At 70.2% G+C, this 14,168-nt stretch carries 14 protein-coding genes; 13 read left to right on the top strand and 1 reads right to left on the bottom strand.

The annotated features are described in order from the left end of the window. Positions 1 to 154 precede the first annotated feature (154 nt). The 13 genes from AB0L37_RS19715 (at position 155) to AB0L37_RS19655 (ending at position 12,839) form a co-directional block, all read left to right on the top strand. On the top strand, positions 155 to 307 hold the full coding sequence (locus tag AB0L37_RS19715) for a hypothetical protein (RefSeq protein WP_365506631.1): 153 nt from the start codon (positions 155 to 157) through the stop codon (positions 305 to 307). 4 nt (positions 308 to 311) lie between these two features. Next, a complete protein-coding gene (locus tag AB0L37_RS19710; protein WP_365506628.1) occupies positions 312 to 1,541 on the top strand; it encodes a helix-turn-helix domain-containing protein in 1,230 nt (409 codons plus the stop codon). A gap of 132 nt (positions 1,542 to 1,673) precedes the next feature. Beyond that, complete coding sequence (locus AB0L37_RS19705) at positions 1,674 to 2,450, top strand: IclR family transcriptional regulator (RefSeq protein WP_365506625.1); 777 nt, start codon at positions 1,674 to 1,676, stop codon at positions 2,448 to 2,450. Then, positions 2,447 to 3,283, top strand: a complete 837-nt coding sequence (locus tag AB0L37_RS19700; RefSeq protein WP_365506623.1) for an SMP-30/gluconolactonase/LRE family protein — start codon at positions 2,447 to 2,449, stop codon at positions 3,281 to 3,283. Before AB0L37_RS19705 ends, AB0L37_RS19700 begins: the two co-directional genes overlap by 4 nt. 249 nt (positions 3,284 to 3,532) lie before the next feature. Further along, positions 3,533 to 4,882: an extracellular solute-binding protein gene (locus tag AB0L37_RS19695; RefSeq protein ID WP_365506620.1), complete on the top strand. Its 1,350-nt coding sequence runs from the start codon at positions 3,533 to 3,535 to the stop codon at positions 4,880 to 4,882. Beyond that, positions 4,879 to 5,820 (top strand): sugar ABC transporter permease, encoded by a 942-nt coding sequence (locus AB0L37_RS19690; RefSeq protein WP_365506616.1) that lies wholly within the window; start codon positions 4,879 to 4,881, stop codon positions 5,818 to 5,820. The genes AB0L37_RS19695 and AB0L37_RS19690 overlap by 4 nt, the downstream gene beginning before the upstream one ends. After that, on the top strand, positions 5,817 to 6,677 hold the full coding sequence (locus AB0L37_RS19685; protein ID WP_365506613.1) for a carbohydrate ABC transporter permease: 861 nt from the start codon (positions 5,817 to 5,819) through the stop codon (positions 6,675 to 6,677). The genes AB0L37_RS19690 and AB0L37_RS19685 overlap by 4 nt, the downstream gene beginning before the upstream one ends. Before the next feature lie 2 nt (positions 6,678 to 6,679). Further along, positions 6,680 to 7,648, top strand: a complete 969-nt coding sequence (locus tag AB0L37_RS19680) for an arabinan endo-1,5-alpha-L-arabinosidase (RefSeq protein WP_365506825.1) — start codon at positions 6,680 to 6,682, stop codon at positions 7,646 to 7,648. 140 nt (positions 7,649 to 7,788) lie between these two features. Next, positions 7,789 to 9,300 (top strand): alpha-N-arabinofuranosidase, encoded by a 1,512-nt coding sequence (locus tag AB0L37_RS19675; RefSeq protein WP_365506611.1) that lies wholly within the window; start codon positions 7,789 to 7,791, stop codon positions 9,298 to 9,300. A gap of 269 nt (positions 9,301 to 9,569) precedes the next feature. Further along, the gene (locus AB0L37_RS19670) at positions 9,570 to 10,832 is read left to right on the top strand and encodes a S53 family peptidase (RefSeq protein ID WP_365506822.1); all 1,263 of its coding nucleotides are present in this window, start codon (positions 9,570 to 9,572) and stop codon (positions 10,830 to 10,832) included. 152 nt (positions 10,833 to 10,984) lie between these two features. Then, complete coding sequence (locus tag AB0L37_RS19665) at positions 10,985 to 11,911, top strand: sulfite exporter TauE/SafE family protein (RefSeq protein ID WP_365506608.1); 927 nt, start codon at positions 10,985 to 10,987, stop codon at positions 11,909 to 11,911. Further along, positions 11,908 to 12,366 (top strand): Rrf2 family transcriptional regulator, encoded by a 459-nt coding sequence (locus AB0L37_RS19660; protein WP_365506605.1) that lies wholly within the window; start codon positions 11,908 to 11,910, stop codon positions 12,364 to 12,366. Before AB0L37_RS19665 ends, AB0L37_RS19660 begins: the two co-directional genes overlap by 4 nt. 110 nt (positions 12,367 to 12,476) lie before the next feature. After that, positions 12,477 to 12,839, top strand: coding sequence for a hypothetical protein (locus tag AB0L37_RS19655; RefSeq protein WP_365506602.1), 363 nt, complete (start codon positions 12,477 to 12,479; stop codon positions 12,837 to 12,839). 94 nt (positions 12,840 to 12,933) lie between these two features. On the opposite strand, the gene AB0L37_RS19650 is transcribed toward AB0L37_RS19655, so the two are convergent. Further along, positions 12,934 to 14,088 carry an aldose epimerase family protein gene (locus AB0L37_RS19650; protein WP_365506599.1) on the bottom strand — a complete coding sequence of 385 codons (1,155 nt, stop codon included), beginning with the start codon at positions 14,086 to 14,088 and terminating at the stop codon, positions 12,934 to 12,936. Positions 14,089 to 14,168 lie beyond the last annotated feature (80 nt).

Raw genomic sequence — 14,168 nt, 5'->3', positions numbered from 1 at the left:
CCGCCCGTGGTCTGCCGGTCATGGGCCGGGAACCGTAGACGTGCTCTTGACGAGGTGTCAATGGACTGTCGAGACTGGGGACTTGACGGGGATGAACAGATTCACGGGGCACACCGGGTGGGGACCAGATCTCGGACGAGAGGCTGACCCTGCGATGAACCGACTGCTCGCCGCCGCGCTGACCGCGGCCGCCGGCGCCGCGCTCGCCGTGGCCGCCGCCATCGGCGTGCTCGCGCTGATCAACGTGACACCGGACCAGCCCAACACGCCACTGGTGACCTACGAGACACCGGGCCAGGGGCGCTGAGGCCGTGCCCGCCACCGCGCGATCCGCCTGGTGCGACGTGCCGCGCCTCCAGGTCAAGCAGTTCGCCGAACTCGCCATGGACGAGGCGCCCCGGCTCGCCCAGGACATCCTCGACGAGATCCGGCGCGAGTTCCCGCATCTGCCGCTGGTGCTCGACGAGTCGGGCGAACCGATGGCCCTGGTCGGCATCCGGCGCGCCATCGAGGGCTTCGTGCACCAGCTGACCCATGTCGCCACCACCTCCAACGTGGAGGGCCAACCGCCTTCCGTCTTCCAGGAGTTCGGCCGCGGCCAGTCCCTGCACGGCCGCAGCCTCGACGCGCTCCAGGCGATGTACCGGCTCGGCGTGAAACTGGCCTGGCGCCGACTCGCCGACATCGGACAGCGGCTGCGCATCCCGCCCCCGGCGATGTACGAACTCGCCGAGTCCGGTTACGAGTACCTCGACGGCCTCGTCGACCAGTCCGTCCGCGGCTACGCCGAGGCCGCAGCCCGCCAGGAAGGCGAACGGCTGCGCCAGCAGCGGAAGTTGATGGACCTCCTGCTCGAAGGCAGGGCCGCAGCGCCGCCCGACCCGGTCAAGGCGCTCACCGAACGCGCCGCCCGCATCGGCTGGCCCGTCCCCGACCGGGTCGCCGTCGGCGTGCTCCTGCGGCCCGCCCGCGACGCCGTCGCCCCGGCCGTCGGCCCCGACGTCCTGCTCGACATGGAGGCGGAACGGCCCCGGCTCGTCGTCCCCGACCCCGACGCGGGCGGCCGCCCCGAGCTGTTACGGCGTGCCCTGTCCGGCTGGTCCGGCGCGATCGGCCCGCCCGTCGCCCCGCCCGACGCAGCGAAGTCGCTGCGCTGGGCCGAGGCCGCCGTCGCCCTCATGGAGCGCGGCCTGCTCCCCGCCGACGAGGTCCTGCGCTGCACCGAGCACACCCAGGCCCTCGTCCTGCTCCAGCCCGAGGAACTCGTCGACGACCTCACCCGGCGCGCCCTCGAACCCCTCACCCACTGCGGCCCCACCCACGCGCGCCGCCTCGCCGAGACGCTGCTCGCCTGGCTGGAGACGCGCGGCGGCGCCCCCGAGGTCGCCGCCCGGCTCGGCGTCCACCCGCAGACCGTCCGCTACCGCCTGCGCCAGATCCGGGAACTGTGGGGCGACGAGGTGGACGACCCGGACCGCCGCTTCGAGCTGGAACTGGTGCTGCGGGCCCGCCGGCTGCGCGGCGAGCTCGGCCCCATGTGATTCCCGTAACGCCCGTCCGTAACTCCCGTAACGCCCGTCGGGGCTGACCCATTGCCCGGTCCGGGCTGCTATGCATAGCCTATGTTCGCGATACCGACCGTCAGTTGAAATGTCGAACATGGGAGGGGAGTCGTGGGACGCCTCGTACCCGCCGTGACCCGGGCTCTGGACATATTGGAGCTCTTCCTGGACGGGGACGGCACGCTGTCCGCCCCCGACATCGTCCGCAAGCTACAGCTCCCGCGCACCACGGTGCACGAACTCGTCACCACTCTCGCCGCCCGCTCCTACATCGCCCAGGTCCCCGGCCAGCCCGGCCGCTACCGGCTCGGGGTCCGCCCCTACCAGCTCGGCAGCCGGTACGCGGAACAGCTCGACCTCGCCGCCGAGGGCCAGCAGGTCGCCCGCACCGTCGCCGAGACCTGCGACGAGACGGTCCACGTGGCGATCCTCGAAGGCACCGATGTCATCTACATCGCCAAGGTCGACTCCACGCACGCCGTGCGCATGGTCTCCGCCGCCGGACGCCGCCTTCCCGCGCACTGCACCTCCGTCGGCAAGATGCTGCTGGCGTCCCTGCCCGAACCCGAGCTGGCCGCGCGCATCCCGGACGACGCGGACCTGCCCGCCATGACCGAGAACAGCATCACCGACCCGGCCGTCCTGCGCGAGCACCTTCTCGGGATCCGCGAGCGCGGCTGGGCCGTGGAGAGCCGCGAGTCGAACACGGACGTGTCCTGCGTCGCCGCCCCCGTGCGCGACCGCACCAACCGGGTCGTCGCCGCGCTCTCCATCTCCGTACCGATGATCCGCTGGAGCGACGCCCGCGAGGACGAGCTCGCCCAGCTCGCCACCAAGGGTGCCGCCGACCTGTCCGAGCGGCTCGGCCACCGCGGGGTGACCCAGTGATCGAGGTCGCGGTGCGCGCATCCGCCGAACTCGGCGAGGGGCCGACCTGGGACGCGGCGACGGGCCGGCTGATCTGGGTGGACATCCTCGGCTCGCGCGTCCACACGTACGAGCCCGGCAGCGGCCGCCGCACGGTCATGGTCACCGAGCAGCACGTGGGCGCCGCCAAGCCGCGCACCGACGGCGGCCTGGTGGTCAACCTCCGTGACGGCGTGGGCAGTTACTCGACCGAGGGTGCCTTCACCTGGCTGCACCGCGACCCCGTCCCCGGCCGCCGTGGCAACGACGCGGCGGTCGCCCCCGACGGCTCGCTCTGGGCGGGCTCGATGGCGTACGACGAAACTCCCGGCGGCGGCAACCTGATCCGCCTCGCGCCCGACGGCACGGCCACCGAAATTCTCGACGACGTCACGGTCTCCAACGGCACCGGCTGGAGCCCCGACGGCAAGCTCATGTACTACGTGGACACCACGACCCGTCGCATCGACGTCTTCGACGTGGACGGTGAACAGGTCACCGGGCGGCGCGAGTTGGCGACGGTCGAGGAGGGCGCGGGCTACCCCGACGGCCTCACGGTCGACGCCGAAGGCTGCGTCTGGGTGGCCCTGTGGGACGGCGGAGCCCTGCGCCGCTACACCCCGTCCGGCGCCCTCGACCGCACCGTCCCCCTCCCGGTCCGCCGCCCCACGGCCTGCGCATTCGGCGGCGACAGCTTGACGGACCTGTACATCTCGACGGCCCGAGTGGGCCTCAACTCCCCATACCCGCTGGCAGGTTCACTCCTGGTGCTGCCGGGCGTCGGCCAGGGCCTTCCTCAACCTGCCTTCGGATAGACCCCGCCAGGGGCGCGGGGCTGTATCGATTGGCGGCTCCGCCGCGGGGCGCGCCCAGCCACGTCGAAAGCCGCAGACGCGACTGCTCGGTTGATGAGCAGTCGCGTCTGCGGCTTTTCTCAAATGGGGCGTCGAAAACTTTCGTACGACCCATTGACGCTCGAAGCGCTTCGACCTTACGGTCCCGTTCGAAGTTACGAGCAGCAGCCGAAATCTCGAACACTCACCTCGAAACAGTAAGGGCAGGGCATGGGACGACCTGGCCTGAGTCGCAGGCAAATCCTTGGCGGGATAGGCGGGTTGACCGTCGCCGGGAGCTTCGGCTTCGCGGCGCTCGGCTCCGGAGCCGACGCGCTCGCCTCCGACGCGGACACCCGAGTGCGCTACTGGAACCTCTTCAGCGGCGGCGACGGCGCGAACATGATCGCGATGCTGGACTCCTTCCGTAAGGAGCATCCGGACATCGACGTGAAGGACTCGACCCTTCAGTGGGGCAACCCCTTCTACACGAAACTCGCCATGGCGGCCGCGGGCAACCGCGCGCCCGAGCTCGGCGTGATGCACCTGGGCAGGGTCGCGGGCTTCTCGCCGGGCCGACTCCTCGACCCCTGGGACATGAACCTCCTCGCCAAGTACGGCGTGCGCAAGGAGGACTACAACCCCGAGCTGTGGAACCGCGGTGTGATCGACGGCAAGCTCTACGCGCTGCCGCTCGATATCCACGTACAGCTCTGCTACTACCGCAAGGACGTCCTGAAGAAGGCCGGCCTGCTCGACGCCGACGGACGGATGATCGAGGTCACCTCCACCGGTGACTGGTTCGACGTGCTGAAGAAGGCCAAGAAGGTCCAGAAGAAGGGCTTGCAGACCATCGGCCTGTGGACCAACGACCAGAACTTCCAGTGGTGGTTCTTCGTCGCCTTCTACACCCAGCTCGGCGGCGAGTGGTTCAACGACGAGCGCACCGAGGTCCTCTTCGACGCCGACAAGGCCACCCAGGTCCTGGAGTTCCTGCGCCGGCACGTCACGGACGGCTATGTCATCCCGGGCGCGCCCACCGGCGAACAGTTCATCAACGGCGCCCCCTTCACCTGGGAGGGCAACTGGTCGGTGCCCGTCTTCTCCGGCGCCGAGCTGGACTACGGCGCCATCCCGCTGCCGCCCGTCTTCGGCAAGAAGGCCACGCACGCCGAGTCGCACTCCTTCGTCCTGCCGCACCAGGGAAACCGAGGCGGCGCCACCAACGAGGGCGCGCACGAACTCGCCGCGTACGTCGTCAAGCACGCCCTCCAGTGGGCGGCCGGCGGTCACATCCCCGCGTACACGCCGAACCTGTCGACGCCCGCGTACAAGAAGCTCACCCCGCAGAACGAGTACGTGAGCGCCATGGACCACCAGGCCACCGAGCCGAAGGTGTGGTTCGCGGGCTCCACCGGCGTCCTCGCCCAGGACCTCGGCCCGATGGTCGTCTCCTCGACGATGGGCTCGGCCAAGCCGGCCGCCGTCGGCGCGCGCATGAAGAAGGAGCTGGGCAAGCTCCTCGCCTCGAAGAATCCGATGGACGGCAAGACCGCCGCGCAGGGAGGTGCGGTCGCATGACGACGACCAGTGCTGGGCCCGTCATCGCCCCGTCGCGCGCCAGGAGCGCGGCCGTGAGCGCCACCGTCCGCCGCAGGCAGGGATTCCAGCACGGGGGCTGGTTCGTCGCCCCCTTCCTGGCCCTGTTCGCGCTGTTCGTGATCTGGCCGCTGCTGCGCGGCGTCTACCTCAGCTTCACGGACGCCAACATCTCCGGCGAGGGCGCGAGCTTCGTCGGCCTCGACAACTACCGCGAGGCGCTGCACGACCAGGCGATGTGGGACGCGCTCGGGCACAGCGCCTACTTCACGCTCCTCGTCGTCCCGTGCATCACGCTCCTCGCGTTCCTGCTCGCGATGCTCGCGCACCACATCGAGCGTGCGAAGTGGCTGTGGCGGCTGTGCTTCTTCGCCCCGTTCCTGCTGCCGTCGACGGTCGCGGCCAACATGTGGCAGTGGCTGTTCACGCAGGGCATCGGCCTGTTCAACCACACGCTCGGCATCGAGACGCCCTGGCTGACCGACAAGTCGTACGCGATGTTCGCCATCGTCATCACGACCCTGTGGTGGACGGTCGGCTTCTCCTTCCTGCTCTACCTCGCCGCGCTCCAGGGCATCCCGGGGCACCTCTACGAGGCCGCGAAGCTGGACGGCGCCAACGCCTGGCACCGCATGGTCCACATCACCCTGCCGATGCTCCGCAACATCACGGGCCTCGTCATCGCGCTCCAGATCCTCGCCTCGCTCCAGCTCTTCGACCAGGCGGTCGTGATGATGGACTTCAGCCCGGGCCCCGAGCTCTCCACCCGCTCGTTCGTGCAGTACACCCTCGAACAGGGCTTCACCAGCTACCGCGTGGGCTACGCCTCCGCGATGTCCATCATCTTCTTCGTGATCATCGCGGCCGTCGCCCTCGGGCGGATGGTGCTGCTGCGCAACCGTGAGGAGGGCACCCGATGACCAGCCCCGCCGTCATACGCACCAAGGCCCGCAAGCCCTGGACGCCCAGCCAGATCGTCCTCACCCTGCTCGGCGTCGCCGTCTCCGCCGTCTTCCTCGCGCCGATCGCCGCGGCCCTGTTCACCTCGCTCAAGTCCGAGGCGGAAGCGGCCGAGATCCCGCCGCACTGGCTGCCGAAGGTGTGGACGGTCCAGGCGTGGAAGGCGCTGTGGGAGACCGGCAACGTCTCCAACTGGTTCGTGAACTCGCTGGTCGTCTCCGTCTGCGTCACCGCGATCGTCCTGACCGTCGCCGCGCTCGCCGGATACGGCTTCGCCCGCACGGAGTTCAAGGGCAAGAACGTCCTGATGGGCGTCGTCATGGCCGGCCTCATGGTCTCCCCGGCGGTGCTCGGCGTCCCGCTGTTCACCACGGTCCAGCAGATGGGGATGGTCGACACGTACTGGGGCATGATCCTGCCGCAGTGCGCGCCCGCCGCCATGGTCTACATCCTCTACAAGTTCTTCCAGGGCATCCCGCGCGAGCTGGAGGAGGCCGCGTTCATCGACGGCGCGGGCCGCTGGCGGGTCTTCTTCACCATCGTGGTCCCGCTCGCCCGCCCCTCCCTCGCGGCGGTCGGCATCTTCACCTTCATCGCGTCGTGGAACAACTTCCTGTGGCCGTACATGGTCACCAACAACCCCGACCTGATGACGATGCCGAACGGCATCGCGACCGTCATGAACTCCTACGGCATCCAGTGGGCCCAGCTCATGGCCGGCGGCCTGATGGCCGGCCTGCCGCTCATCATCGTCTTCATCTTCTTCCAGCGGCAGATCGTGGCGGGCGTCGCCCACACGGGATTGGCGGGACAGTGAGCATCCGGAGATTCGCCGTCGCCGCGGCCGGGGCGACCGCGCTCGCCCTCCTGCCCAACACGGCTCAGGCGGCCGGGAGTTACCCCGACCCGCAGGCCGTCACCGGCCAGCAGATCATCCACGACCCGACCGTCATCAAGCTCAAGGACGGCAAGGGATACGTCGCCTACTCCACCGGCGGGATCATCGGCGCCCGCCTCTCGTCGGACCGCGTCGACTGGTCCGACGAGGGCAACGCCTTCGCCACGCCCCCGAGTTGGTGGTACGAGTACAACTCCACCGGCGACCCGTGGGCCCCGGACATCTCGTACCGCGACGGTAAGTACTGGCTCTACTACGCCGTTTCGTCCTGGGGCACGAACCACTCGGCGATCGGCGTCGCGACCTCTGACTCGGGCCTGCCCGGCACGTGGACGGACCACGGCAAGGTCTTCTCCTCCGAGAAGACGGACGCCTGGAACGCCATCGACCCCGGCATCGTCCGCGCCGGCGGCAGGCTCTGGATGTCCTTCGGCTCGTACTGGACCGGCATCCGCATGGTCGAGCTCGACCCGCAGACGGGCAAGGCGATCGAGGGCGCGACCGTCCACCACCTCGCCACCCGCCCCGACGCCCCGTACGCCGTCGAGGGTCCGGCGGTCGTCAAGCACGGCCGCTACTACTACCTCCTCGCCTCGTACGACGCCTGCTGCTCCGGCGTGAACTCCACGTACAAGATCCGCATCGGCCGCTCGGCGTCCGTGACGGGCCCGTACGTCGACAAGGACGACAAGCCCCTTCTGGAGGGCGGCGGTTCGCTGCTGCTCGCCGGGCACGGCCGGTTCGTCGGCACGGGCGGGGAGTCCGTGTTCAAGGACAAGGGGCGCGACGTCCTCGCGTACCACTACTACGACGCCGAGGACAACGGCACACCCAAGCTCGGGCTCAATGAGCTGAGTTGGGGCAAGGACGGCTGGCCGACCGTGTCCTGACGACATGGTCCGCCGGCTGCGGGGGCGGGTGCGAGGCATTGACGATGGTTCGCACCCGCCTTACGGTTTGTCCGCAGGTCCGACCAACGTCCGTAATACCGAACGAAGTTACCGACACACCACCACAGAGGCAGTCCTTCATGACTCGTACCGCCCGCTTCGCCCTCGACCCCGCCTTCACCGTCGGCACGGTCGACCCGCGCCTGTTCGGCTCGTTCGTGGAACACCTCGGCCGCTGCGTCTACACCGGAATCTTCGAGCCGGGCCACCCGACGGCCGACGAGGCGGGGCTGCGCACGGACGTCCTCGAACTGGTCCGGGAACTGGGCGTCACGGCCATCCGCTACCCCGGCGGCAACTTCGTCTCCGGCTACAAGTGGGAGGACTCGGTCGGCCCCGTCGAGGAGCGCCCCAAGCGCCTCGACCTCGCCTGGCGCACCACCGAGTCGAACCGCTTCGGCCTGTCCGAGTACATCGCGTTCCTCAAGAAGGTCGGCCCGCAGGCCGAGCCGATGATGGCGGTCAACCTCGGCACGCGCGGCGTCGCCGAGGCCATCGAACTCCAGGAGTACGCGAACCACCCGCAGGGCACGGCCCTCTCGGACCTGCGCATCGCGCACGGCGACAAGGACCCCTTCGGCATCAAGCTGTGGTGCCTGGGCAACGAGATGGACGGCCCCTGGCAGACCGGCCACAAGACGGCCGAGGAGTACGGGCGGCTGGCGGCCGAGACGGCCCGCGCGATGCGCCAGATAGACAAGGACGTCGAACTCGTCGCGTGCGGGTCGTCGGGCCAGGGCATGGACACGTTCGCCGAGTGGGAGGCGACGGTCCTCCAGGAGACCTACGACCTCGTCGACTACATCTCCCTGCACGCCTACTACGAGGAGCACGACGGCGACCGCGACTCGTTCCTCGCCTCGGCGGTGGACATGGAGTCGTTCATCGAGAACGTCGTCGCGACCTGCGACCACGTGGGCGCCCGCCTCAAGTCGAAGAAGAAGATCAACCTCTCCTTCGACGAGTGGAACGTCTGGTACATGTCCCGCACGGACGCCGAGGTCTCGGCCCTGGACTGGCCGGAGGCGCCCCGCCTCCTGGAGGACGTCTACTCCGTCACCGACGCGGTCGTCTTCGGCTCGCTCCTGATCGCGCTGCTGCGCCATGCGGACCGCGTCACGGTCGCCTGCCTCGCCCAGCTCGTCAACGTCATCGCCCCGATCATGACCGAGCCCGGCGGTGCCGCCTGGCGCCAGACCACGTTCTTCCCGTTCGCGGCCGCGGCCAAGTACGGCCGGGGCGAGGTCCTCGACGTCCGCGTCTCGGGCCCGACCTACGACACCAAGCGCCACGGCACCGCGGACCTCCTGCACGCCACGGCCGTCCGCGCCGAGGACGGCACGGTCACCGTCTTCGCGGTCAACCGCAGCCAGACGGAGGCGCTGCCGCTCGAAGTCACCCTGAGCGCCCTGGACCTGACGACGGTCGCCGAGCACTCGGTCCTCGCCGACGCCGACCCGGACGCCCGCAACACGTCCGCCGACCCCGAGCGCGTGGCCCCGCACGCGGCGGCCCCGGGCACGACGATCGAGGACGGCACGCTCAAGGCGACCCTCGAGCCGCTGTCGTGGAACGTGATCCGGCTGGCGTGAGCGGAGCCCCGCGGGACGGCGTAGTCCATGAAAGAGCTGTGACAACAGTCAACTACCGTCCAACTACTGGTAGTCCAGGGGGACGGGATCGGTAAAGCGGAGGCCTGGACTCCCGTCCGCCTCTTGTTGAAGTGAGCGCGACAAGGTGAAGATCACTCGCGACCGCCGGGGACACCGCACCGGCGGTCGCACGTCACTCGCACTGCCCCTGTCCACCCTTCTCAGGAGGCACCACCTTGCGTGACCCACACCCCCACAGACGGCGTCGCATATCCGCCGCCCTCGCCGGCGCCACCGGTCTCGTCCTCGCCGGATTCGGCCTCGCGGGCCAGGCGGGCGCGGCCACCGCCCCCGTGGCGACGGCGGCAACTCCCCACGTCACATGGACGAACGCCTGCGCCACCCCCGGCAAGGCAGGCGAGATGGCCTGCCACGCGAAGCGCGTGACCGGCGGCGTCACCGCCTTCGGCATGCAGCGCGCCAAGGCCGGCCACAAGGCTCCGAACGCCGCCGACGCCTCGACCCCGTCCGGCTACGGGCCCAGTGACATCCAGGCCGCCTACGGCCTGACCTCCGCCGCGGCGTCCAACGGCTCCGGCGCCACGGTCGCCATCGTCGACGCCTACGACGACCCGAACGCCGAGGCCGACCTCGCCAAGTACCGCTCGAACTACGGCCTTCCGGCCTGCACCACGGCCAACGGCTGCTTCAAGAAGGTCGGCCAGACCGGCACCAGCACCCTGCCGCGCGCCGACACCGGCTGGGCCGAGGAGATCTCGCTCGACCTCGACATGGTGAGCGCGACCTGCCCGAACTGCCACATCCTGCTCGTCGAGGCCAAGTCCGCGACGATGGGCAACCTCGGCACCGCCGTGAACACGGCCGTCAAGCTGGGCGCCAAGTACGTGTCCAACAGCTACGGCGGCGGCGAGTCCTCCTCGGACGCGACGTACGACTCGACGTACTTCAACCACCCGGGCGTCGCCATCACCGTCAGCGCCGGTGACAGCGGCTACGGCGCCGAGTACCCGGCGGCCTCCCAGTACGTCACCTCCGTCGGCGGCACCGCACTGTCCAAGGCGTCGAACACCCGCGGCTGGACCGAGTCCGTGTGGTCCACCAGCAGCACCGAGGGCACCGGATCGGGCTGCTCCGCGTACGACGCCAAGCCGTCCTGGCAGAAGGACACCGGCTGCGCGAAGCGGACCGTCTCCGACGTCTCCGCGGTCGCCGACCCGGCCACGGGCGTCTCGGTCTACGACTCGTACGGCATCACCGCGGGCTGGTACACCTTCGGCGGCACCAGCGCCTCCTCGCCGATCATCGCGAGCGTCTACGCCCTGGGCGGCACCCCGTCGTCCGGCTCCTACCCGGCGAAGTTCCCGTACAGCGCGGCCGGTTCGGCCCTCAACGACGTCACCTCCGGGTCCAACGGGAGCTGCTCCGGCAGCTACCTGTGCACCGCGGGCTCCGGCTACGACGGCCCGACCGGCCTCGGCACGCCGCAGGGTGTGAGCGGCTTCACCGGCTGACCCCGACCGGTACGGGGACGGGCCGCGGCTTGCACGCCGCGGCCCGTCCCTGTCCCTCTCCGTGCGTCTCTGCGCGTCTCCTGTGTCCAGCACGCGAGATGATGGCCTGCTTCCATACCTTTCCCATAGGGAATGTAGGCACAGTGGTCGCCATGGACTTCTCCTGGACGATCGTCGTCGCCGGGGCCCTCGTCGGGCTCGCGGTGGGTCTCACCGGTATGGGCGGTGGCGCCCTGATGACCCCGATCATGGTCATGTTCTTCGGGGTCAACCCGACCGCCGCCATCGGCAGTGACCTGGCCACCTCGCTGTTCATGAAGCCGTTCGGCGCCGCCGTGCACCAGAAGGCCGGGACCATCCGGTGGGACATCGTGCGGTGGCTGCTGCCCACCGCCATGCCCGCGGCCTTCGGCGGGGCCCTGCTGCTCCAGGCCTTCGGGGACGGGGAGGAACTCCAGACGCGGGTGAAGTACGTCATCGGCGGCGCCCTGCTGCTCGCCGTGACCGGGATGCTCGCCCGGATGTGGCTCGACCGGCGCCGGGGGCTCGGCACGGATGCCGCCGAGGACGCCGACGTGCGGGTCAGGCCGGTGGCCACGCTGCTGATCGGACTCGTCGGCGGGCTCGTCGTCGGGATGACCTCGGTCGGCTCCGGGTCCCTGATCATCGTCATGCTGATGCTCGCCCACCCCCGGCTCAAGGCCAACCACCTGGTCGGCACCGACCTCGTCCAGGCCGTCCCGCTGGTCGGCGCCGCAGCCCTCGGCCACTTCCTCGTCGGGGACGTGTCCCTCGGGCTCACCGGGACGCTGCTCGTCGGCGCCGTTCCCGGTGTCCTCGCCGGCGCCCTGCTCTCCACCCGGGTCTCCGGGCCCGCGCTGCGCTGGGCCCTCGTCGTGCTGCTCACCGGCTCCGGGCTCGCCATGTGGGGCATGTCCGGGACGCCGCTGGTCCTGGTCTGCCTGGCGGTCGCCGCCGTCGGCGTCGTCGTGACCTTGCGCACCCGTGCTCGTACCCGTACGACTGCCTCCGACGTCCCGGTCGAGGAGCCGGAGCCGTCCCCGACAATGGCCCCATGAGGATTTCAGCCCGAGCCGACTACGCGGTCCGCGCCGCCCTGGAGCTCGCCGTGCGCGCGAGCGGCGAACCGGTCAAGACGGAGGCGATCTCCGCCGCGCAGGAGATCCCGCACAAGTTCCTTGAGGGCATCCTCGGCGACCTGCGGCGCGGCGGCATCGTCGTCAGCAGGCGCGGCGGCAACGGCGGCTACCTGCTGGCCAGGGACGCAACCGACATCACCGTCGCCGATGTCGTACGGGCCGTCGAGGGGCCCATCGTCTCGGTGCGCGGCGAGCGGCCCAGCGCGCTCGCCTACACGGGCCCGGCCCAGCCGCTGCTCCCGCTGTGGGTGGCGCTGCGGGCCAACGTCCGCAAGATCCTGGAGGGCGTCACCCTCGCCGACATCGCCCACGATGAACTCCCGGTGGCGGTACGGGAGTTGGCCGCCGACCCGGCCGCCTGGCGCAACCCGTAGGACGCGTCGTGCGGCCGGGGCCGCTGCGGGCCCCGGCCTGCCGCTGCCGCCTCCCTCCCTATGTGTCGTACCGGACAGGTGATGTGGGGTGCCCAGGAGTACGCGGGCGAGTGGGGCCGCGTTCAACGCGCGGGGCGGAAAACACCGCGCGCGCCCGGCACGCCCTGCGCAAGCGGTATCTGCTCCCCGCCGCCGCCGCGGCAGCCGCCTTCGCCCTGATCCCCGGCAGCGCGAACGCCGCCTACCCCGGCTCCGGCGCCCTCGCCGGCGACATCTCGGTGCACGATCCGTCGATGGTCAGGCCCGCCGGCGGCTACGTCGTCTACTCCACGCACAACGGCGTCGAGGCCCGCACCTCCACCCCGCCCGCCGCGCTCCCGAGCAGCGTCGGCGTCACCACGCCCGGGCCCGCGAGGCTCGCCGTCGTCGCGCCGGCGAGAGTCGTGGACGTACGGCTGCTGAGCGTCAGCTGAAGCCTCAGGAGGGCCAGATGGGAACGCGGAGCGCACAAGACACCGGCCCCGCCCGTGGTCGTCACAGGGCGGGGCCGGGGGTTTGTTGCAGCCGTCAGGCGCTGAAGGAGTGCACCGTCGTCGTCCGGTAGGTCTGACCGGGGCGGAGCACCGTCGACGGGAACGACGGGTGGTTCGGCGAGTCCGGGAAGTGCTGCGTCTCCAGGCAGAGGCCGTCGCCCTGCCGGTAGGTGTGCCCGGACGGCCCGGTCAGCGTGCCGTCGAGGAAGTTGCCCGAGTAGAACTGCACGGCCGGCTGATCGGTGGCGATCTTCAGGGTGCGGCCCGAGGACGGGTCGCGCAGCGTCGCGAAGTGCACGGGCTTCGCCGTGATCCCCTTGTCGAGCACCCAGTTGTGGTCGAAGCCCTTGGCCGTGACCAGCTGCGGGTGCGCGATGCGGATGTCGCGGCCGATCGGCTTCGCCTTGCGGAAGTCGAACGGGGTGCCCGCGACCTTCGCCAGCTCACCGGTCGGGATGAGCCCCGAGTCGGTGGGCGTGTAGCGCGAGGCGTCGAGGGTCAGCTCGTGGTCGTAGATGCCGCCGCTGCCCTCACCCGCCAGGTTGTAGTAGGTGTGGTTGGTGAGGTTCACGACGGTCGCCTTGTCCGTCGTGGCCTCGTAGTCGATCCGCCAGTCGCCGTGCCTGGTCAGCGTGTACGTGACCGTGGTGCGCAGCGTGCCGGGGTAGCCCATCTCGCCGTCGACCGACGTGTAGTGCATCTTCAGGCCGACGTCGGAACCGGAGGTGAAGCCCTCCACGTCCCACACCCGCGTGTTGAAGCCCTTGGCGCCGCCGTGCAGGGAGTTGACCCCGTCGTTCACGGAGAGCTGGTACGTCTTTCCGTCGAGCGTGAAGCGGCCGTTCGCGATGCGGTTGCCGTAGCGGCCGATGGTGGCACCGAAGAACGTGGTGCCCGCGACGTAGTCCTCGATGTTGTCGTAGCCGAGGGACACGTTCTTGTACCGGCCGTGCCGGTCGGGTATCTCCAGGGACTGCACGATGCCGCCGTAGGAGAGGACCTTCAGGCGGGTGCCGCCGTTCTCCAGGGACCAGCGGTAGATCTTCGTGCCGTCGGCGAGCTTGCCGAAGGGCTCCTTCACCGGCTTCCTTCCTGACGCGGCGGCGTGTGCCGTGCCCCCGACCGTGGTGGTGGCGGCGATGCCCGCGGCAGCGGCCGCCGCGAGCACCGTACGTCTGGTCGTGTCCATCTGACGCTCCTAGCTTGGGAGTTGTGCCTGATGACGTGCGACTTGCGAGTTGCGACTCTGGTGGAACGAAAGAGCTGTCG

It is taken from the genome of Streptomyces sp. NPDC052225 (assembly GCF_040679615.1).
Taxonomy (GTDB): Bacteria; Actinomycetota; Actinomycetes; order Streptomycetales; family Streptomycetaceae; genus Streptomyces.
The sequence above is the reverse complement of the archived record's forward strand: the minus strand, read 5'-3'. Positions and strand labels throughout refer to the sequence as shown.

Bases quoted from the DNA above. Each gene is read 5' to 3' on its own strand.
- AB0L37_RS19715 (WP_365506631.1), top strand. From the start codon at position 155: ATGAACCGACTGCTCGCCGCCGCGCTGACCGCGGCCGCCGGCGCCGCG.
- AB0L37_RS19695 (WP_365506620.1), top strand. From the start codon at position 3,533: ATGGGACGACCTGGCCTGAGTCGCAGGCAAATCCTTGGCGGGATAGGC.
- AB0L37_RS19690 (WP_365506616.1), top strand. From the start codon at position 4,879: ATGACGACGACCAGTGCTGGGCCCGTCATCGCCCCGTCGCGCGCCAGG.
- AB0L37_RS19685 (WP_365506613.1), top strand. From the start codon at position 5,817: ATGACCAGCCCCGCCGTCATACGCACCAAGGCCCGCAAGCCCTGGACG.
- AB0L37_RS19675 (WP_365506611.1), top strand. From the start codon at position 7,789: ATGACTCGTACCGCCCGCTTCGCCCTCGACCCCGCCTTCACCGTCGGC.
- AB0L37_RS19665 (WP_365506608.1), top strand. From the start codon at position 10,985: ATGGACTTCTCCTGGACGATCGTCGTCGCCGGGGCCCTCGTCGGGCTC.
- AB0L37_RS19660 (WP_365506605.1), top strand. From the start codon at position 11,908: ATGAGGATTTCAGCCCGAGCCGACTACGCGGTCCGCGCCGCCCTGGAG.
- AB0L37_RS19650 (WP_365506599.1), bottom strand. From the start codon at position 14,088: ATGGACACGACCAGACGTACGGTGCTCGCGGCGGCCGCTGCCGCGGGC.